Consider the following 21,151-nt stretch of genomic DNA (forward strand, 5'->3'; position numbering starts at 1 on the left):
TGGGGCCTGTCGAAGAATCAGCAGGCACGCCTTCTCGACCCCCTCTCGAGGACCCACAGTGAGCGCCCCACCCGCTGTACTTGGTGTCTCCTTCGCAGTGTCCGTGGAGCAGGGAGTTCCCTCCGCGCTGCCTTCCCGGGCCATCGAAGTGGACGTGGGGGTGGCGCTGCCCACCGCCTTTGGGGGACTGAGGAAGGTCCTCCGTGCCTGCGAGGAGACCGCTCCCGAGGTCGTCCGCGCCGTGGCCGCCGCGCATCCCTCGGAGTGGAACCGGCTGTTTCCGGGCGCCATCCAGGGGGCCGCCGACCTGGGTGACCTGGCGCTCTCTCCCTCCGAGCGTCGGCTCCACCGCGAATCCGAGCAGGCGTTCTGGATTCTCACCGTCGCCGCGCGCGCCATCGTCGAGACGCTGCGCGTGAGCGGCCGTCCCCTGGTGCTCCACGGCGCTGGAGAGTGCGACCTGGTCAGCCTGCGCGCGGTGATGCGCGCGGCCGAGTGGGCACGGCTGGACGGACTGGACGGGACGCTGCTGTTCACCGGCTGGAGGATGCGGCGTCCCCATGGCGCAGCCGTCTTCGAGTCACGGCGGCAGGCCTACCTGGATGCGCTGAGCGACAGGCTGCGAGTCCCCCACGCGTCGGGCCCGGGTCCGGTGTCCTCGCGTCGGGAAGAGCCGGCGGTGGACTTGGAGGGCCGCTACCTGCGGCTCGTGGTGGATGGCTCGGAGTCGCGTGAGTCGCGCGTGGCGGCGGCCATCCTCGCCATCCGTCAGTGCTTCTTCACCACGAACTACGAAGGCGCCTTGCTGGCCGCGGAGCACGGCCTGGCGCTGCTGGACGGAGACCCGGACTCGCACCTCGCCTCGCGCGTGGCCCAGGCGTGGGACGTGCTGGACACGGGGTTCTCCACCCCCGCCATCGAAATCGACCGGAGCAGTCTGGGCGACGTGGACGAATTGAAGGCGCTGCTCCACCGCAGCATGGGCGTGGTGCATGTCTTCACCGGCGCACACGACGCGGCGATGGAGGCGTTCGGCCGAGGCCTGGAGTGCCACATCCCTCCGGAGCTGGTGGCGCGGCTGCACATGTTCCGCGCGCTGACGTTGACCAAGCGCTTCGGCCAGCTCCCCAATGCGCGCGTCGAGGTGGAAGCGGGCGTGGCCGCGCTGGCGAAGAGCACCGCGCCGGACCGCGCGCTCCAGGAGGGCTGGCTGCGCAACGTGTGCGCGCTGACGTGGTTCCAGGAGCGCAAGCTCGACAAGGCACTGGTGGAGGAGAAGCTCGCCATGCGCTGCGTGGGCGACCTGCACGACGCGAGCGCCACGCATCTGAAGATCAACCTCATCTCCAACGCCAGCTACCTCCAGGAGTCGGCGCGGCAGTTCTCCGACGCCATCGCCACGTGGCGGCGCTTCGAGGGCATCAGCGAGAAGTGGGGCGTCAACTTCTCCAAGCACCATCGCTACCGGCTGGCGGGGCTGGAGTTCGCCTCGGGAGCACGCGCGGAGGCGGTGGAGCACTTCACACAGGCGTATGCCAGCGCGGAGGCCCTGAAGGACTCCTTCCACCGACAGGTCATCGCCTCGGAGCTGGGGCGCATGTTCCTGGACGACGGGAAGATGGACTCGGCGGTGGACTGGTACGCGCGCGCGGAGCAACACGCGCGCGAAATCGGCGAGCCACTCAAGGCAGCGGAGAGCCTCGCGGGGCTGGCCCTGGCCGCCGGACGCTCGGACTGGTCCGAGGCCCTGCGCTGCGCCCGCGCCAGCTCCACGTGGCCCAAGGAGACGCAAGCCCTGGTCGACGCGCTGGGACGAGGCGACGCCGCGGCGGTGCAAGCCCTGCTGCCCCGCCCCCGGACGAAGCTGAACCGGCCTTTCGACTCGGTCAGCCTGTACTAGCGACGCTCTTCGACGACGGCGTTCAACGACGACGCCCTGCTCGGCGCGAAGGGCGCGGCGATTTCCGTTCGTCCCCACGCGACCAGCTCCACGAGCACGGTCGCCGCGTGGGCGCCGGTGAGGATGCCCTGCCCTCCCAGGCCCGTGGCGACGAAGGTGCGCTGAGTGCCCGGGTAGCGGCCCAGGTACGGGCGACCATCCGGCGTCACCGCGCGCAAGCCCGCCCAGGCGCGCACGAAGCGAGCCTCCCGCAGACGCGGCGCGAGCTTCGCCACGGTGGCGCTCAGGTGCAGCAGGCCCGCGGGCGTCACGTTCTCCACGAAGCCGACGTCCTCCTCCGTGGCGCCGACGACGATTTCTCCCGCGCGCCAGGGCGCCAGGTACGTGGGCCCGGAGACGACGCGAGAGAGGGACAGGCCCGGCTGGTGCACCACCAACATCTGCCCGCGCACCGGCTTGAGCGGCAGCGGTGGCAGCCCCGGGAAGGTCGATGACCACGGCCCCGCGCTGACGATGAGCTGGTCCGCGCGCAGCGTCTCGCGGTCGGTCCGCAGCACCACGGCGTCGGCGGTCTCCTCCACGGACCGCGCGGACTCACCGAGCCGCAGCCGCACACCCGCGCGCAGCGCCGCGCCCAGCAGCGCGTTGACGTAGCCCTCCGTGTCGACCATGTGGCCCCGCGCGGACTCGAACGCGCCCAGCAGCGGCGTTCCCTCCAGCGCGGGCTCCAGCTCCACCAATCGGGCCGCATCCACCCACGTGCCCAGTTCGTCCGGATGTCGGGCCGCGCGCTCGGCGAGCGCGTCACGCCCCTTCGCATCCGCGGCGATGCGCAGGATGCCCTGGCCCCGGCGCAGCAGGTGGCCCTCCGGAAGAGAGGCCAGTTCGTCCGCCAGCGTCGCCCTTCCCGCCTGCGAGAAAGCGAGCATGGCCGGGTCGTCGTAGAGGCGCACGGACGGAATCGCCACACCCGCGGCAGCGCGGGAACCCCTGCCGCCGGGGTCCACTGCGTCCAGCACCGTCACGCGCGCCCCGGTGGCCGCCAGCCGCCTCGCCGCCGACAGCCCCACCACACCGGCACCCAGGACCACGACATCCGAGCTGGAACTCATCCGCGAGACTCACCAAGGCAATGCGAGGGGTTGCCCCTTGAATACACGAAGGGCGCCGACCCTGCTTCAGGGTGCGGCGCCCGGGGGGGAGGGCGAAAGTGAAGTCGACCGCGTGAATCAGGCGACCGCGGTCTCGGCCATGCGCTTGGCGAACAGCTCCTGCGCGTTCTTCAGGCTCTGCTCCGACAGGCCCTTCTCCGTGTTCGCCTTCATCACGTCGGTGAGCAGGTCGGTGACCTGGCTCGGCTTGGAGACCTTGTCGAGCAGACCGCTCACCAGGCTGTTGCCGCCCATGCCCTCGAGGAGGGACTTACCGGGGAAGTTGTTCAGCAGGTTCTTCGCGACACTCGCCCCAGGGAACATGTCCATGGCGGCGCCGAGGCCGGCCTGGAGGGGGTTCTCGCCCTTCATCAGGCCGCTGACGAAGCCCGCCGCGATACCGAGCGCGGGGTTGATGGCCGTGAGGGCCGGCTTGATGATGTCCAGCGCCTTGCCGAGAACGTCCTTGAAGAGCCCCATGGTCGCTATCTCCCGAGGTCTGGCATCGCTCCGCGTCCGCCGCGAGCCAGCCTGACAGTGGAGTTATCGGTCCACCGCTCCCGAAGTTCCGTGGGGCCTGGAACAAATCCCACCGTCCGCCAAAGTCCCCGGGATTCCGTGGGTTTACATCCCACCTTGTCGGCACCCGGGGAGAAATGCCGCCGATAAATCAGGCGATCAACCCTTCCGGGGGTCCTGGGGCGGAGGCGTTCCACTGCGGGATTCCGGGGCGCCCTTGAGGACCGCGTCCGAGGCGAGCGCGGCCTTGTAGCGGTCGTCACCCTGTCCCGCGCTGAAGCCGTCCCGCATCTGCGCGCGGCTGATGATCACCTCGCCGCTGATGAGCTTGTCCAGATGGTCTTGAATCTCCGCCACGGTGGCGGCCTTGGGGTCCTTGGCCTTGAGGTCACCGTCGAGGGTGATTTGCAGCGGCATCTGCTTCTGCGGGTGCTGGGCGTAGTCGAGGATCTTCTCGACGTAGGCCTCGACGGAAATCTGGAGGAGGCGCGCCTGCTCCTTCACGTCCGCGTCGACCAGCAGCTCCGCGCGAATCTCCTCCACGGGGCGCTTCAGCTTCCGAGTCTCAGGAACGACGGTGTTCTCTCCGGACATGGGCTCTCCAGGGTGGCTGGCCGTGGCTTTGCCCCATTCTGTTCGCGGACGCGCCTCGGATGTCAAAGCGGAGGGGTGCCCTCGCTCCAGCGAGTGAACTGCATGCGCAGCTCACAGGTGTAGCGACCCCGGGCGTCCTTGAGCCAGAGCTGCGCGGGGGCCGGGTACATCTCCTCCACCGACAGCCGCTCGGCTTCGCGCGACAGGTGCGAGAGCAGGTCCAGGGCGAAGGGGCTCGCGGTGTCGATGAGGTAGGGCTTGCGCTCCTTGGAGCTGCGCATGAAGACGAAGCGAGGCCACCCGCGCGTCCGCCGCTCGCGCTGCGCGGCGAGGAAGAGGTCGAAGCCGGTGGGGCGCGCCAGCTTCTCCGAGGTCAGCTCCCAGCGTTCACGCTGGTACACCGCGCCGCCGATGCTCAGCCGCGGCAGGTGGCTGCCCTTCGTGCGCAGCGGGGCATGGAGCACCTGGGGATGCGCCAGCGCGGCGAAGGGCGGATAGGACGAGAAGTCATCCAGGGGCAGGTACAGGTGCAGCCGCTCACCCTTCCCGTCCACCAGCACCGGCCCTTGCGACGTCGGAAGAACCTTCACGTCGGCTGGCGTCATCGCGCCGTCCTCGACGTCCAGTACGTCCGACACCGCGTACACGAGGCGCCGGCCGGGAAACACGTAGAAGCCCTTGTTGCGACGGCGGATGGACAGGCCCACCAGTCCACGTGCCGCGGGGTCCGCGTCCAGCCACCGCGAGGCCACCGCCGAGTACCGCTCCCGCGACGGGAAGAAGGCGCTCAGCCAGCTTCGCAGCATCAGGTGGTGGTGCACGCGCGCGAGCATCACCTCGAACCCGGCGTCCTCCCCCTTCGACGCGAGGCAGACATCCGGCAGCGCATACCGGCCGCCCGGCGTGGACGTGCCCAGGAAGTCCACCGGCAGCGAGCGCGCCCGTGAGGAATCCTCGTCCAGCAACACCGGAGGCACGGGAGAGAAGCGGCTGCCCGTGACCTGGTCGGGACGCAGCCGGACCGCGTACTCCAGGAGGTCCACCGGCCGTTCGTCGGTGCCGAGCGCGTCGCGGACCTGCTCGCGGAAGCCCTGCTGCACGCGCTCGCCGTAGGCCGCGGACAGCTCCAGGGGACCGGTGAGCGCGGACTCGAGTTCCTCCGTGAAGCGTTGGCCGAAGCGCAGGCGAAAAGGAGAGCTGGCCTCCTCGTAGATGATGAGCCGGTCCGCGTACACTTGGCCATCACCGCGCCGCGCGGGCTTGCCCGTGGCCTCCGTGAAGAGGGCCTCCAGCTCTGGCAACAAGGCGCGACGACGCGTCAGGTTCGCGGTCTCGAACTCGGCCTTCAGACGCGAGAGTGTGTCCAACCGCGCCAACCAGAGTGCGCGGGCCTCCAGCTCCGGCAGGGCCGCGACGGAGTCACGCACGCTCTCGAAGGTGGTGAAGTCGTTGGGCCGGAACGGCAGCCCCCACAGCAGCAACGCGCCCTTCACCAGGGGCAGGGCCGCGCGCATCACCTCTTCGACCGCGAGGCCCAGCACCTGCGCGGCGGCGGCGGGTGTCGGATGCGCTCGCAGCACGGCCAGGAGCTTCTCGGCGCCCTCGGCCAGCGGAACCTCCAGTTGCAGGGCTTCGCACGCGGCGCGGCCCGGGGACACCGTGAAGAGGGGGTTGAGGCGCAGTGGCAGGTGAGGCCGCAGCGTCCGCTCGCGCCCCACCGCGCGCGCCAGCTCCGTCACCGCCCAGAAGGAGAAGAACGTCCGCCGGCTCGTGTCGCCGCTCGCCACCGTGCGCACGTCAAAGTCATCCGCGTCGGTGCGCTCGCCGTAGGAGATGGGGCCGAAGAAGCTGGTCGTCTCGTTCTTCGCGCAGAAGCGTTGGAGGTACGTGTAGACCTGTCGGTCCACGCGGCGAGCGTCGGACGTGTCCTTCTGCTCGCCCCCTCGCAGGTAGCGGGCCCAGACGTTGTCGAACATCGCCGGACTGGAGAGGAACACGGCCTCCTGGATGGCGGGGTCCGCCGCGCGCTCTCGCAGCTTCAAGCGAAGGTCCGTGCGCTCATTCGCATACCGAGTCTGAAGGGCTTCGCGCCTCACGCGATAGCGCTCCAGCGCGTCACGACTCGTCTGGCCGTGGCGGGACTTCAGCGTGGGCACGCGGCCCTGCTCGAACGAATCCTGGAGTGCCTTCGCCCCCGATTCGTCGCCCTCGGCGCGCACCGCGTCCAGGAGCGCCCGCTCGTCGTCGAGCAGCAGGTTCGCCTCGCCCAGCACCTCATCGGAGAACCCGAGCGACTCCAGCCAATCGAATGGGAAGCCGGCGTGCCGGAGCACGAACACCTCGCCCAAGGTCCAGCGCTCGCTCATCCGTGCGTCCTCTCCAGGATGGACTTCGTCACCAACGTCTCGACCAGCTTCGCTCGCTGCGCTTCCGGCACCGCGCCCAGCGCGACCGACACGGTGGTGGGCGCCGTCAGTCGGGACAGCACCGGCGCGAGGCGCGCATCCATCGCGAGCACGACACCGGTCCGCAGGTTCGCCGCGTACCACGTGGGCTTCGGGGCGCCATCGAGCGATGCCGGCAGCCGCACCACCGCGCAGTCCGCGTCCAGCCGGATGAGCGCGGCGGCTTCGTGCGCGGTATTCGTCGCGGGTGCTGGCGCTGAGGGTGTGGCAGCTCCGTGCGCGGTATTCGTCGCGGGCGCTGGCGCTGAGGGTGTGGCAGCTCCGTGCGCGGTACTCGTCGCGGGCGCTGGCGCTGAGGGTGTGGCGGCTCCGTGCGCGGTACTCGTCGCGGGCGCTGGCGCCGGAGGCGCGGCGGCTGCATGCGCGGTGTCTTTGCTTGGCACTGAAGCTGTGGGCGCGAGCATGAAGGCCGCCGCGACCCGGCCCGGACTGAGCGGGGCGCGACTCAACAGGCGGCTCGCCAACGAGGCGAGCACGGAGGGCAGGCGTGCCCCGGGAATCGTGCCGGGCTTTTCAATGGGGCGACTGCGGGACAAGTCCCGGTCCGCCGGAGGGTCACCAGGATGTCCCCACCATCGCCCCAGGTCACGAACTCGAGCGATGCGCTCCACCGACGCGTGGAACGGGCGCACCCCCGCGAGTTGGTCGAAGAAGCGCGCGCCCTCCAGCGCTGCCAGCGTGACGTCCAGGGACTCCTCGTCCACACCCGGCGCGCCCACCCACCACTCCGCGACGACCCGCACGCCCGCAGCCTTCAGGGCTTGATAGCCCTGGACGAGCTGCTCCACCGGAATGAACCGGCGGTCGATGTCCATCACCCGGCCGTTCTCGATGAGGCAGAAGCCCACCACCACCGTCTGGCAGCCGCTCTCCACGAGCACGTCAGCCGCCAGGAGTGAGCCAAGCGACACGTGGCCCGCCCAGCGTGCCCCCCCGGTGAAGGCGCGCACATCCTTCAGAAAGCAGGCACCGAGCCAGCCCGCGCTTCGCCGCGCCTCCGGTTCCGCGTCACCGGCGGGCGGTGCCTCCAGGTATGCCCAGTCCTGCTCATCGCCCCATGGGTAGGGAGCGATGACCTCCAGCCCCAGCCCATCGGGGACCCACAGGACATCGTCAGCGCCAGGGGCACCGTCCAGCGGAACCACCCGCCAGCTCAGCGGGGGCACGTGTTCTGGAAACGCGGCGCGCCGGAAGGCCGGCATCCGCGCCAGCACCTTGCGATGCGCCCAGCCGAAGGGCCCCGCGACCTCCAGGGCGACGTGGGCCGGACACGCCTGCGCGAGTGTCACCGCGGCGGGAAGCTGGAGGTCTCGCTCCAGCCACACGCGGACACACTCCGCTTCCTCGAAGCGCGCGAGGACACCCGCCACGTCATCCGAGTACGACGCGGGCAACCCCGCCACACGCTGGACATCCCCGCTCCGCTCCGTCGTGCCGGACTCCAGCTCCACATCATCCAACCGCAGGTGGACACCGTGAGGCGGGCCGGAGATGGCCGTCAGCACCGCGCCCAGGGCCCGCAGCTCCGGGATGGGGCCTCTGTCGCGAAGTCCCTGCGCGACTCGCAGCAGGAGCAGCTCGCGCATCGCCTGCGGTGACGGGGGCGACGACTCGCGGGCCAGGGCCTCCGCCTCCACCGACTCGGCGGAGAAGACCCGGCGGACGAAGTCCCTCGCCAGGTCCAATAGGTGCCACCCCTCGGGGACTTCCGGAACGAGCGTCACGTCCCGGTGTGGCGGTAGCACCAGCCACTTCATCTCCCCTCCTCCAACGTCGGAGGTGCGCCGGCCCTCGGGCCTCCCCACATCAACGTGCAGCGAAGCTCCACGGTGTGGCGCCCTCCAGGACCTCTGAGCCAGAGCTGCTCTGGCCCGGGCAACATCTCCGAGAGGATGACCTCTTCCTTCTGCTCCAGCAGGTTGAGGAAGACGCGCAGCAAGGGCGGGCTGCGCACGTCCACCAGCACGGGCTTTCGCTCCCCCTTGAACTTCGCGAAGACACACTCGGGAAGGCCCCGTGCATCCCACAGGCCCACGGCGACCCGCAGCCTCGAGCGGTCATCCTTGCACGCGAGCAACACCTCACACGCCGCTGCGTCCAGCCGCCACTGCTCACGCTGCACCACCACCCCACCGAGCGTCACGCGGGGCGTGTGCGCTCCCAGCGACACCCGCAGCGGACGGATGCGCGGGAGGGAGAACGCCGTATGCACCGCGCTCTCCAGCTCGCCGTTGTAGAGACACACCTCGGAGCCGAGCCGCTTCGACACCAGCCGCGCGCTCTTCCCGTCGCTCTCCACGAACAGGTCATCCAGGGGAATCCGCCACGCGGAAGCGCGGGAACTCACCCCGCCCAGCTCCACCACCGGCCCTGGAAACTCCGACGGCAACAGCCCCGTGCGACGCGAGGGCAGCACCGTCACCAGCGGCATCGCGCGAGGAAGCGCACCGAGCGCTCTCACCATCGCGCTCTCCACCTTGCCGCGCGCGGGATGGAACTGGAGCGCCCAGCCCCACACGAGCGCGGTGTCGTGGATATCTCCCATCACCAGCGTGTAGTCGCCCTGCCCCCACGCCTCCACGTCCTTCGCGCCAACGAGCAGATCCACCGACGTGACGAGCGGCAGTGCGCGAGCCATGTCCCAGGCGGGCGGCTCCACCGCACCCAGCTCGACGGTGCGCGCGTCCGCGCTCGGAATCGACTGAGCGAGCAACTCCGCCATGGAGGTGTCCAGCGGCACCGGCAGGTCCGCGCTGGCCGCCGCCACCTTCCAGAAGGGAACCGTGCGCGAGCCCACCTTCTGCGCCACCGCCGCGCGGGCCGCGTCTCGCGTGCGCCAGGCCGCCTCGGCCATCCACGCCAGCGCCGGCTCCATGCGGGTCCCCAGCTCCCGGGCACGCTCGCCGCCCACCTCGAGCCGCAAGTCGCCTCCGCACTCCTCCCGAAGCGCGAGCCGGTCCTGGTAGAAATTGTGCGACTCGGACGCGGGCCCTCGCTCCGTCGGAGGAGCCACGCCCCACTGCTCCTTCGCCCGCCTCGCGAAGGCATCCTGGAGCGACATCTTCCCGCTCGCGTCCGCCGCGCCGTAGCGCCCCATCAGCTCCAGCAGCGCGCTCAGTCCCTCGACGTGACGTCGGGCCCCCCCGCTCGGCAGGGCGGCGACACGTTCGGCCAGGTCATCCACGGGATGGTGCACCGCGGAGGGCACCTCGAGTTGGTGCGTGAGCAGCGACTTGTCACAGCCCAACCGCAGCGCCTCGCGGGCCAGACCGGGCGCCACGCCCAGCGACGAGGCCAGGGCCGCCAACGTGCGCGTCCCATCCGCCAGCTCCACCAACCGAGGCAGCAGCTCCTCCGCGCTCTCCGGCGTGGGGCCCGACTTGCGCGCGGGCATCTCCGCGAATGCCTTGCGGCGCGGCACCAGCCACGAAGCGATGTCGGGGTCGAACGCGATGGCTCGCACCAACCCCTGCACCAGCCACGAGGCCGCGAAGGTGTTGCGCCCCACCAGCGTCTCGGGACCGGACCAGCGCAACGTCACGCCCGTGGGAGCGGACGGGTCCACACGGCCGTAGTTGATGGGGCCAAAGAAGCCCATCGTCTCGTTCTTCGCGCACAGCCGCTGCAGATAGCTGGCGACCTGCCGTCGGAGCCGCGAGCCTTCTCGTCCCGCGAGCAGGTCCTTGGCCACCGGCGGACTGGAGCTGGCCACGGCCTCCAGGAAGCGCGGCTCGCGACACAGGGCCACGGCCTGGGCCTCCACCGCCGCAAGCTCGCGCTCCATCGCCTCCGCGAAACCCGCCTCGGCCTCCTGGGCCGCCGCCGCGCGGACATTCCACTCCGCGAAGCGCTCGGGAGACTCCAGGCCCTCCGTGTTGACGGGTCGCCCCGCCTTGAGCGCCGCCAGCAGCTCTCGCGGAGGGCGGCGCACGCGAGGCCCCTGGGCTCGCAGCGCCTCCAGCCCGCGCCGCTCCGCTTCGAGACGACGCGCCCACGCCGCCGACTCCGGGCATCCCAACCGCTCCAACCAGTCGAATGGGAAACCCGTCGTCCGCACGACGAGGTGAGGAAAGAAGGTCCAGCCCTTCATGGGTCACATGCCCTTCAACCTCGTGGGGCGCCCGAAGGCGGCCCGAGGCCAGCCGTTCAGTCGTGCTGCTGAGCCGTCAGGACAATCTCCTGCCCCGGCACCGCCAGCACCCACTGCTTGCTCGCGGCGCCAGGACAACTCACCACCACCTCCAGCTCCCTGCCGGCCTCGATGGAGGCCTTGTTCACCGGCGTGCGGTTGGGCAGCGGAGCACCATCCACCTGGACCTGGCAGCCCGGAGCGCTGCTCGCCACGCTCAGCACCCCGCGAGTCCCCGGCTGGGGCATCGCATCCGCCAGCGTGCGCACGTCGATGTCCTCGCGCAGCTGCGTGGTGCCGAACCGCCGCAGCTTGCCGTCCACCGCCGTGGCGATGAGCAACGGCCCCGAGGGCGGTGCCGGCAGCGTCTGCGCGCCAGACTCCAGGCGCACGCCGCCGACGTACACGTGCTCGCCCTCTTCCAGGTTGCGGAACATGGAGTCGGAGCCGCGCAGCAGCACGACCGCCACCACGGCCACCACCAGCAGCAGGCCGCCACCCATGGCCGCCCACTTCAGCGACGAGCGCCGCTCCGACTCGTCCGCCGCCGCGGGCACCGCGTGCACCTGTACCGGAGGTGGAGGACGCGGCGCGGCGACAGGACTCTGATGCGTCGGTGAAGAAGGCCTGGGTTGCCCGGGGCGAGGCGCCACACCCGCCGCGGGCACCGTCGTCGAGGAAGGCCGCTGGGGCGCGGGCACCGCGGTGTGTCCCGGCTGCGACGGACGCGGCGCGGGGGCCGGCCGGGCAGGCGCGGGAGGCGGCGGCACATTCCCCTGCAGCAACACCACCTCGGTCCGGTCCGAGGCATCAAGCTCCGGGAGCATCGGCAACGGCGGCGTCAGGGCTGGAGGAGGAGGCGGAGGACGATGCGCCACGGGAGGCGGCGTCGGAGGACGCGGGGCCACGGGAGGCGGCGTCGCGGGCCGGGGGGCGACAGGCGCGGGACGAGGGCCGCTGGACGAAACGGGCGGCGCGGACACATTGCCGCTGCCCGTCCCCGTCGGACGCGGGATGTTGCCGCTGCCCGCGGTCGTCGGCTTCGGGCCACTGCTCGTGCCCCGGTTCGGCGTCTTCCCATCGCTGGGGGCCACCATGTCGCCACTGCCGACGTTGCCACTGCCCGTGCCGGTGCCCGTGGGGACGGGCTTGGGATGGCTGCCCGTTCCCGACGCGGACGAGGGCGCGTACTCCACCAGCCGGTCGCCGAGCGTGTCCTTGAAGAACTGGGCCACCGCCGCCGGAGACGAGTTGAGGCGGTGATGCGCCATCACCGCTTCGATTTCCTCACGCATCGCCGCGGCGGACGGAGTGCGGCGCGCCGGGTCCTTCACGAGCGCGCGCAGGACGAGGTCGGAGACGTCCTGCGGAATCTGCGGACGCAGCTGCGAGGGGACGGGCGCGGGGTCTCGAACGATGGCGTTGAGCGTGGCCGCGTCGTGGTCCCTGCGGAACGGCAGCTGTCCGGTGAGCAGTTCGAAGAGCACGACGCCGAGCGCGAAGACGTCGTTGCGCGCGTCCAGCGTACGGCCCGACGCCGCCTCCGGGGAGATGTACGAAATCTTCCCCTTCAGCACGCCCGCCTGCGTGTTCTCCTCGCCCGCCACCTTCGCGATGCCGAAGTCACTCAGCTTGATGGCGCCGTCCAGGGAGATGAGGACGTTGTGGGGGCTGACGTCCCGGTGCACCACCGGGTGCGGAATGCCCGCCGGGTCCACATAGGCGTGCGCGTAGTGAAGCCCCGCGGCCACTTCCGCGACGATGCGCAGCGCGTGCTCCAGCGGCAGCGCCATGCCCTTGCGGCGCAGCTCATTCACCAGCCGCTTCATGTCCGGCCCGCGCACGTACTCCATCAGGATGTACGCGACGCCGTCGGACACGCCCACGTCGAAGGTCTGCACGACGTTGGGATGCGTGAGCCGCGCGTTGGCGCGGGCCTCCGCGAACAGCATGTCCACGAACTCGGGGTTCTGCGCGAACTGCGGGAGGATCTTCTTCATCACGACGAACTTCTCGAAGCCCTTCACGCCCACCTGCTTGGCGAGGAAGACCTCGGCCATGCCGCCCTGGCCCAGTCGTCGGATGATGTTGAGCTTGGTGCTGCCCAGCGAGTTGGAGATGTCGGTGGGCGAGCCCTTGTTGGCCTGCGGGTCGATGTTGGTGGACCCGAACAGGTACTGACTGAGCGCGCGCGGCTCCAACGCCTCGATGTCCTCCAGGGGCCGGTCCGTCAGCTGCACGCGCGCCAGGAACCCCTGGAGCTGTGGCATGTGCGGCACCTGGGCGCTGCCGCCGCAGATGGGGCACTCGATGGAGATGGTCGTCTGGTGCGCACGCAACTGCGCCAGGTACTCGTGCGCCTGGATGCGCTGGTGGCTCACCTGGCCGCAGTTGCGGCACTCGCACGGCAGCCACAGCGTGGCCAGCCGGCCCGGCATCAGCTTGGACGAGCGCGCCAGCACCGCCAGCACCGGCGGAGGCACGCGGCAGAGCACCACCTGGGCGCCCTGCGCCGCGGTGTCCAGCACCTGCTCCAGCTTGGGCAGCGCCTCCGGCTCCACCTTGCTGACGTGGCTGAAGTCGAACGCGGCGCGCCCCTCCAGCCCGGACGCGAGCCTGCGCACGTTGAGGTCGCCCTTGAGCGTGCTGGCCAGCGAGATGAACGTGACGTCGTCCTGGACGATTTTCAGGTGCTGCGGGAGCTCCGACTGCTCCGTCGGCATGCTCGCGCGCAGGTAGCGCATCACCACCGGGTCCACGGTGCCGAACTGCTGACGGCGCGCGTAGTCGAAGAACTCGCTCGGCAGGTCCGCGAACTCCAGCGGGTTGGAGCAGACGGGACAGGTGTGCTCGGGCGCGCGCTCCTCGGCGATGACCTGGGCCTCGTCCACCAGATTCACCACCCGCATCCGGTCTTCGTTGCAGGTGCGACAGGTGTACGGGGCGAGGACGGAGAGCACGCGTGCGACGCCCGCGAAGCCCTCCACCATGTTGAGCTGATCCACCACGACGGGGGGCGCATGAACGACGTACAGCCCCAGCGCGCCCGGAGGCAGCTTCGCGGCGAATTCAATCCACCGACGGACCCCGAAGGAGCTGATGCGCTCCACCCGGCCGAGGTCGACCACCAGGAGCCCCGTGAGCTCCGGATGGGTCGACGTCAGCGGGAAGGTCTCGTCGATGACACCAGCAATCCGGACGTGGGTGATGGTACCCACGCGGAGCCGGCTGATGATGGCGTTGGAACCCTGGCTATCCACCGGCCCTGACCTCATGCAGACAGAACATCAGTGACTTGGGCTGGGCCGCGCGGCGGCGCGCGTCTCCCAGGTCCACCACGCACACGACTCGCGACTCCCGGCCAGCGGTCACCCGGACCGCCACCGTGTCGCAGTGCTCGAGGATGCGACGCAATCCAAGACCCGCTCCACCACCAGACGCATCCACCTTCACGCGCTGTCCCCACCCTTCCAGCGCCCGGGCGAACGAGCCCGGCCGCAGGCCGCCGAAGCGGTCCGCCACTTCCAGCCACATCCGGCCGTCCTCCACCGCGAACACCAGCTCGCAGGCGTCCTCCGCCTCCACTTCGCGCACCTCGGTGCGGCGGTGCGCGTAGCGAGGCTCGCCCCGCGCATCCACCGGCGCATCCAGGAGCGCGTTGACGGCGATTTCATGCACCACGTCCGCCACCAGCCCCGCCGAGACGCGGCTGCCCTGCGCGTCGCTCACCGCCACGGCTGCCGCCGTGGCCGCCGTGTTGATGTCCACCATGCGGCGCAGCGGATGGCGCGACACCTCCGCCTGCTCCGGCAGCAGCGAGCCCTCTTTCCAGAGCGCGCCCAACAGCCGGACCTCCCACATGGAGGGCCCGCCGTCCCGCTCGCGCGTGGCCAGGAGCAGGGCGGGAGGCTCGTGCCGCAGCCATTGCGCGTGCTCGGGCTTGAGCACCCCGTCGAACAGCACCAGGGCGCCCTGCCCTCCCACCCCACCCTGTGCCAGCAGAGGCACCGCCTGCTCGAGCGCGGTGGCGGGCAGGGATGCATCGGCGATCAGCAGGAGGCCCCCGGCCTCCAGGTGGGGAGCGGTACTCAAACGCGGTGCCTAATAGCGTACCTTGACTTCACTGAAGAAGGATTGGGGCGGCGCGGGGAAGCCGTGAGACTCCTCGTAGGCCGCGTTGAAGAGGTTGGAGCCGAGGAACGACACGGCGATGCCGTCGTAGACGTTGAAGCCCACGCGGGCGCTGGCCGTGAGGTAGCTGGGCAGCTGCACGCGGGAGGTGGGCAGGCCCGTCGCCTCGTCCACCTGGAAGCCCGGGTCGAAGCGCGGCCCGACGAAGAGCGCGTACAGCTCCACGAAGGCCACCTTGCCAATGTTGGTGCGGCCACGCGCGTAGATGCGGTGCGTGGGCGCGTAGTCCAGCGGCGTCTCCGGGCTGTCGTCGAAGGGCACGTTCTTCGCGTCGAGCAGCTGGTAGGCCACGTCGAACGACGAGTTGATGGACGGAATCTGCGCCGCCGCCTCCAGCTCCAGGCCGGCGATGCGCGCGTCGCCCATGTTGCGGAACTGGGACACCGAGCCGAAGACGAGCTCCTGATTGATGAAGTTCTTGGCCACATTGTAGAAGCCCGTCGCCGTCAGGCGCACGCGCCGGTCGAAGGGCCAGAAGTCCACGGAGCCCTCGAACGTGTCCAGCGTCTCCGCGCGAAGCTCGGCGTTACCCACCAGCGTGGACGCGTACATCTGCTGGTTGATGGCCAGCTCCGCCAGGGTGGGCGCGCGGAAGGCGCGGCCGTAGTTGGTGCGCAGCGTGAGCAGCTCCGGCACCGCGTGGAAGACGATGCTGGCGCGCGGGGAGATCTGGTCGGTCCGCTCGCGCCAGACGACCTCGGGAATCTGGTAGCGGTCATACCGGGCGCCTCCGCTCAGCACCAGGCGCTCCGTCAGGCGGTACTCCGCGTCCACGAAGCCACCGAGGATGGTCTGCTTCGTGTCGTCCATGGACAGGCCCGGCAGCACGTTGGGCACGTTGACCTGGTCCAGCTTCAAGTCGCCACCGAACGTCACCGACACCGGGCCCGCCGAGTACAGCGCGCGAACCTCGCCACCCAGCCGGCGGCGCTTGCCCAGCGCGCGCGTGGGGTCGCCACCGAAGGCGTTCTCCAGCACCACGTCGCGGCGCTTGAAGAAGCCGTACGCCTGACCGAACAGGCGCAGGTTGTCCGTCACCTGCTGATCCACCTGCGCGGAGGCGTTGAAGTTCTGGACGGACTCCTCGTCGTTCGGCGTGTAGTGGCACCGGCCGCAGTTGCCCACGGTGGAGATCTGCGTGTGCGAGCCACCCGGACGGCCAATGGTCGCGTCCGTGAAGTCCGCGTCCAGCGCCAGGGGCCCCACGCGCACCTTGCCGTTCACCTGGTGCACCATCGAATCCTGGTTCGTGTCCACCAGGCCCGTGGCGGGGTCATTGAAGAGCTGAGGACCATCCGAGCCATAGCCGTAGTAGCCCAGCAGCGCCTCCACGGGGCCGCCGCGACCGGCCACGTTGCCGTGCAGGCGCCACGTCTGGTCCTGGCCCGCGAGGATGCGCGCCTCGGCGCCCACGTTGCGTCCCGGAGCGATGAGGTCCGCCGGCTGGCGCTCGATGATGTTGATGACGCCGCTGAAGGCGTTGGAGCCGTACAGCGAGGAGCCCGGGCCCCGGATGACCTCCACCTGCTTGAGGTTGACGAGCGGCGTCGTCTCGTCCGCGTAGAACTGGCCCGTCCACGGGTCCGTCAGCGGGCGGCCGTCCTTGAGCAGCAGCAGCCGGTTGGACAGGTAGTTGGAGCCCAGGCCGCGCGCGCTCACCGCCGCCTTGCGCATGGACCCGCGCCGGCACTCCATGCCGGGGAAATACTGGATGGCCTCGCACAGCGAGAACTGGCCGGTGCCCTCCAGCTCCTCGGCCGGAATCCAGGACACGGTCAGCGGCACGTCCGCGATGCGCTGCTTGCGCTTGGAGGCCGTCGACACCACCGCCTCGCTCAGCACGCGGTTGACCGACTCCTCCAGGGCATCCGCGCCGCCCAGCGGGTCCTCACCGGGCAGGCTCGCCAGTCCGGACGGGGGCGGCATGGGCCGGTCCGTGGTGGGCTGGGCGAAGGGCGCGCTGATGGGGACGTTGTCGGTGGCGACCGGCGCGTGCGGCTCGCGGGTCGTCGCGGGCAGCACCGCCCCGTGCGAAGGGGACGGGGTGCCCAGCGGATCCTGCGTGGTCGCGGTGGGGCTCGCCACCGGAGCGGCGGGAGGACTCGCTGGGGGGGACTCCACGAAGGGCGAGGGGGCGACCGGCACCGGCGGCTCCGCCGTGACGGACTCTCCACCCTGGGACGGATCATCCGTCTCGGGGCCAGCGCCCAGCACCGGAATCTCCGAGTCGGGGATCGGCGCCTCCACGGGCCTGGTGGACTTGCGCGTCTTCGGGGGCTTCTTGGCCGAGCGCGGGGGCTTCGTCGCGGGCGTCTTCGTCGCTCCTGGGACTTTCGTTCCCGGCGCGGCGACGCGCTTCTTGCGCTTCACCTTCGGCGGCGACTCGGCCGCTGCGTCGGCGGCCTGGGCCTGGGCCACGGACGGATGGGCCAGGGCCAGCGCGAAGAAGAGGACGGACACCACCATGGCGGCGCGGTTACCTTGGCGCCCCGCGTAAGCTCCCACCGCACCTCGCAGCGGATCAGCAGACACTTTCGAGTGCATCGTTCTCACATCCGCGGAATGGGAGGAGCCCCCGCGGTCCTGTTCGCCCCTGTTGGCGGGCGCGGCGCCAGGGCAATCGGTCTTTGGACGAATTCGCTCACCTGCACGCTCGCGCCGTAGGAAAACAAGCTACCCCAGAGGACCTGCTGGGCCAAGTCGGTGATTCTCATTCCCTGAAACTCAAGAGTGTTTCGGGCTGGCGCGTCCAAGGTTGCGTCAATTCAGTCATCCGGCTGTTCGGCGGCCACGGCGAGGTCGCCCGCGAAGGACGGGAGGGAGGGTCCCAGTTCCTCGGCTCGGACCAGGACTTCCGCGTCCACGCGCAGGTCCGGCGCGTCGGCGAAGACGGGCTGGCGGCGGGGCGGACCCTGGGTCACGAGACGTCGGAAGTCCTCGAAGTCCTTACCCTGGACGCGGGCGAAGGGCTCGAAAGGAGCCACGGCGCCCACGGAACCGAGGGCCGCGTCCAGCGCCGCCTTGTGGTTGCGCAGGTCGACCAGGACGGCCCCCGGAAGCCGGGCGCTGCGGAAGAGGATGCGCAGGTCCTTGTCCTTGGGGACGTGGGACATGGGCACCAGGGCTGCCTCGGCGCCCTTGGCCTCCAGCATCTTCAGGGCGGACTCCACGTTGGGGACGGGGGCGAGCTTGAAGTGCCGCTGGGCGTCCAGGTCCCCTCCCAGGACGGCGTGGGTGACGAACTTGGGATCCGCGGGCCCCGCGCCCTTCACCAACGCCAGGCGCTTGCCGGCGAGGTCCTTCACCACGCCCTTGTGGGTGGAGACGATGGCCCAGCGCTGCTGCGACTCGCCGGGACGGGACGCCCAGGCCAGCGGCGTGGCGCGGGCGCCGAGCTGCACGGCGGCCCACCCCTCCACCACGGCGAAGTCCACCAACCCATCGGCGATGGCGCGCGAGAAGTCCTCGTAGCGGCCAAAGCTCTTGGCGGCCACCGGGCGGTCCATCGCCTCGGTCAACTTCGCGGCCAGGGCCTCCGCGTACTGGAAGCGCTCCTGGCCGTCGCTCAGCGTCGTGGCCAGGAAGACGCCAAGCGTGGCCTTCTTCGGGGCCGCGCCAGCGGGGGTGACGAAGCAGAGGGCCAGCGCGAGGCTGGCCAGGACGAAGCGGAGCGTCTTCATGGGGTGGTCTCCTCCGCGGTGGCTCCGGTCGGCGCCGCGCCCGAGGGCTCGGCGAGGCCATGGAGGCTCTGCAGGCGTTCCTTCCACTCACGCACCTGGGCCTGGCGGGGGCCGGGGCCGGAGGCGAGATAGCGGCGCCAGGCATCCACGGCCTCGGCGGGTTCGTGACGGCGCTCCTGGGCGTCGATGCCCAGGTTGAGCGAGGCGACGGCGACGGCGGACTCCAGGCGACGCCACGTGGCCAGGGCCTCGGACGACTTGCCCTTGCGCCAGTCGACGCAGGCCTGGTTGTGCTGGAGCAGCACGTCCTCGGGCTCGGCGGTGAGCGCGGCCTTGAGGGCCTTCTCCGCGCCCTTCATGTTGCCGGAGGCGTAGGCCAGCGAGGCCTCGCGCCGGTGCAGCGCGCCCGTCAGCGACGCGAGCCACCGGGGCTGGCCCGGCATGGGCTTCTTGGACGCGGCGGTCAGTTGCTTGCGCGAGGCCGCCACCTGCCCCTTCTTGTAGAGGACGAAGGCCTCCGCCAGGGCGCGGGTGTTGGGCCAGGCCCAGGGCTGCGCCGGGGTGAGGGCCTTCTTCAGCGCGGCGCTGGCCTCCGCGTGGCGACCGCCCTCCGCGCGCGTCAGCCCCCGGGCGAAGAGGACCAGCTTCGTCAGGTCCGTGCGCTTGCCGGTGCCCAGCTTGTCCACCGCGTCCAGGTCCCGGTCGGCGCCTTCGACATCTCCCGTCTCCAGGCGGGCCAGCGCGCGACGCACCAGCACGCGCGGCAGGTTGGCCTGCGCCACGCTCGCGGCCGTGCGCGACGGCCCCACCTCGGTGAGCCGCTGCACGGCGGCGTCCACCTGTCCCAGCTCCACCTCCGCGAGCGCCGCGCCCACGGACGCTTCCGCCTGCTGGTCCGGCTCCTCCGTCTGCTTGCCGGCGCGACCAAAGGCCTCCAGGGCCGCCTGCGCGTCGCCGGCGCCCAGCCGCGCGTAGCCCAGCAGCAGCTGCTCCCGCCACGTCGCGCCCGGCAGCGTCGCGCCCTGCTCCATCACCTTGCGCGCATCCGCGTAGCCGCGCGTCTCCATCAACGCCGCCGTCAGCCTGCGGGCCATGAGGGCGCTGCGGTCCAGGTCGAACGCACGGCGCAGGTCGCGCACGGCGTCGTCCGCCCGCCCCGCCCCGCCCCTGTCCCGGGCACGGTGCGCGAGCGCGCGGGCCAGCCACTGCTTCGCCCCGGCGTGCGTGGGCTCCACCTGGAGCGCGTTGCCGTAGTCCTCGATGGCCTGGTCCCACTGGCCGGTGGCGAAATGGTCCGCGCCCAGCAGCATCCAGCCCAACGCCTGCCTCGGCACCATCTCCACGACGCGCCGGTGCACCTCCACCGCGCGCTGGAAGCGGCCCGCGCGGCGGTTGACGGAGCCGAGCGATGCCCACAACTCCACGCTGCTCGCGCCCGAGCGCACCGCGGCCTCCAGGAACTGGATGGCCTCCTCGTGCCGGCCCTGCGCCTGGAGCGCCTTGCCGACCGCCATCTGTCCCAGTACCAGTCCGGGCTGCAGCTCCAGCACCTTGCGGTACGCCTCTTCGGCGGCGGGGGCCTGCTTCTGCGCCAGCCGCACGTCACCGAGCAGCAGGTACGCGGAGGGCGACGCCCCCAGCTTCACCATGGCCACCGCCTGAGCCTCAGCGCGAGGCACCTCGCCCGAGGCGAGGTACAGCCGGGCCAGCTTCTCCTTCGGCTCGGCCACCTGCGGGAAGCGCGTGGTGACCCCCTCGAGCAACGTCCGCGCCTCGCCCAACTTTCCTTCCAGCTCCAGCACGCTGGCGAGCCCCTGCTGCACGGTGGGCGACTCCGGCCGGCCCGCCTGCGCCTGGGTGAAGGACGCGCGAGCGGCCACCGCGTCCCGGCGCAGCACGTGCGCCCGGCCCAGCAGCTCATGGACCTGGAAGTCGTTGCCAGCCAGCTTCGCGGGACGCAGCGTCAGATACTTCTGCAACCGTGTCACCGCCGCGTCGCCCTGCTGAGCGAAGAGGTAGTAGCTGGCCAGGTAGTAGTGGACGATGAGGTGCTCGGCCTGGTCCGCGCCGGCCACCTGCTCCAAGAGAGGCACCGCCTCCGGGAAGCGGCGCAGCTTGAAGAGGGCCACGCCCAGCGGGTACGCCAGGGACAGCTCGGACGCATTCGCCGCCTGCACGGGCTTGACCCGGTCCACAGTGCGCGCCCAGTCCTGGAGCGCGTTGGCGGCGGAGCCTACGCCCGCGGCGGCGGCGACGGAGCCCGGCTCGGCGGCCAGGGCCTGCTCGAAGAGGGCCAGGGCCTTGCGGTATTTCTCGTCCGCTTCCTTCTTGTCACCGGAGGCGCTCGCGGCGCTGGCGGACACCTGGGCCGTCTCGCCGTCCTTCACCAGCCGCTGCGACTCGGACATGGGTGGAGGGCGGTACTGCGCCAGGGCGGGAGGGCCGGCCAGCGAGGCCAGCAGAGCGAGCGCCGGGACGAGGCGTCGCATGGGGGTGTGGGGTGTGCGGCGCATGCGGGTGTC

The 21,151-nt window shown here is 71.0% G+C and carries 12 protein-coding genes; 1 reads left to right on the forward strand and 11 read right to left on the reverse strand.

The genetic code is table 11. From position 1 onward, the window contains the following. Positions 1-97 precede the first annotated feature (97 nt). Positions 98-1,900: a lipopolysaccharide assembly protein LapB gene (locus tag HUA74_RS19480; RefSeq protein WP_246137251.1), complete on the forward strand. Its 1,803-nt coding sequence runs from the start codon at positions 98-100 to the stop codon at positions 1,898-1,900. Here HUA74_RS19480 and HUA74_RS19485 read toward each other — a convergent pair. The 11 genes from HUA74_RS19485 to HUA74_RS19535 all read right to left on the reverse strand — a co-directional run bounded on the left by HUA74_RS19485 (position 1,897) and on the right by HUA74_RS19535 (position 21,142). Continuing rightward, entirely contained in the window at positions 1,897-3,012 is a 1,116-nt protein-coding gene (locus tag HUA74_RS19485) for an FAD-binding oxidoreductase (protein WP_174455699.1), read from the reverse strand. The two genes, HUA74_RS19480 and HUA74_RS19485, sit on opposite strands and share 4 nt — an antisense overlap. A 117-nt stretch (positions 3,013-3,129) precedes the next feature. Further along, positions 3,130-3,531 (reverse strand): hypothetical protein, encoded by a 402-nt coding sequence (locus HUA74_RS19490; protein ID WP_141643576.1) that lies wholly within the window; start codon positions 3,529-3,531, stop codon positions 3,130-3,132. A gap of 198 nt (positions 3,532-3,729) precedes the next feature. Beyond that, complete coding sequence (locus HUA74_RS19495; protein WP_174455700.1) at positions 3,730-4,164, reverse strand: hypothetical protein; 435 nt, start codon at positions 4,162-4,164, stop codon at positions 3,730-3,732. A 62-nt stretch (positions 4,165-4,226) separates the two neighbouring features. After that, on the reverse strand, positions 4,227-6,530 hold the full coding sequence (locus HUA74_RS19500; RefSeq protein ID WP_174455701.1) for a lantibiotic dehydratase: 2,304 nt from the start codon (positions 6,528-6,530) through the stop codon (positions 4,227-4,229). Then, complete coding sequence (locus HUA74_RS19505; protein WP_174455702.1) at positions 6,527-8,386, reverse strand: hypothetical protein; 1,860 nt, start codon at positions 8,384-8,386, stop codon at positions 6,527-6,529. The genes HUA74_RS19500 and HUA74_RS19505 overlap by 4 nt, the downstream gene beginning before the upstream one ends. Beyond that, a complete protein-coding gene (locus tag HUA74_RS19510) occupies positions 8,383-10,719 on the reverse strand; it encodes a lantibiotic dehydratase (RefSeq protein WP_174455703.1) in 2,337 nt (778 codons plus the stop codon). Before HUA74_RS19510 ends, HUA74_RS19505 begins: the two co-directional genes overlap by 4 nt. 56 nt (positions 10,720-10,775) lie before the next feature. Further along, positions 10,776-14,018 (reverse strand): serine/threonine-protein kinase, encoded by a 3,243-nt coding sequence (locus HUA74_RS19515; protein ID WP_174455704.1) that lies wholly within the window; start codon positions 14,016-14,018, stop codon positions 10,776-10,778. Continuing rightward, the gene (locus tag HUA74_RS19520) at positions 14,011-14,850 is read right to left on the reverse strand and encodes a hypothetical protein (protein WP_174455705.1); all 840 of its coding nucleotides are present in this window, start codon (positions 14,848-14,850) and stop codon (positions 14,011-14,013) included. Before HUA74_RS19520 ends, HUA74_RS19515 begins: the two co-directional genes overlap by 8 nt. Positions 14,851-14,859: 9 nt before the next feature. After that, entirely contained in the window at positions 14,860-17,415 is a 2,556-nt protein-coding gene (locus HUA74_RS19525; protein ID WP_254625137.1) for a TonB-dependent siderophore receptor, read from the reverse strand. Between the two features lie 299 nt (positions 17,416-17,714). Beyond that, positions 17,715-18,629 carry a PhnD/SsuA/transferrin family substrate-binding protein gene (locus HUA74_RS19530; RefSeq protein ID WP_174455707.1) on the reverse strand — a complete coding sequence of 305 codons (915 nt, stop codon included), beginning with the start codon at positions 18,627-18,629 and terminating at the stop codon, positions 17,715-17,717. Then, positions 18,626-21,142 (reverse strand): tetratricopeptide repeat protein, encoded by a 2,517-nt coding sequence (locus HUA74_RS19535; RefSeq protein ID WP_174455708.1) that lies wholly within the window; start codon positions 21,140-21,142, stop codon positions 18,626-18,628. The genes HUA74_RS19530 and HUA74_RS19535 overlap by 4 nt, the downstream gene beginning before the upstream one ends. Positions 21,143-21,151 lie beyond the last annotated feature (9 nt).

It is taken from the genome of Myxococcus sp. CA051A (genome assembly GCF_013336705.1).
GTDB lineage: Bacteria > Myxococcota > Myxococcia > Myxococcales > Myxococcaceae > Myxococcus > Myxococcus llanfairpwllgwyngyllgogerychwyrndrobwllllantysiliogogogochensis.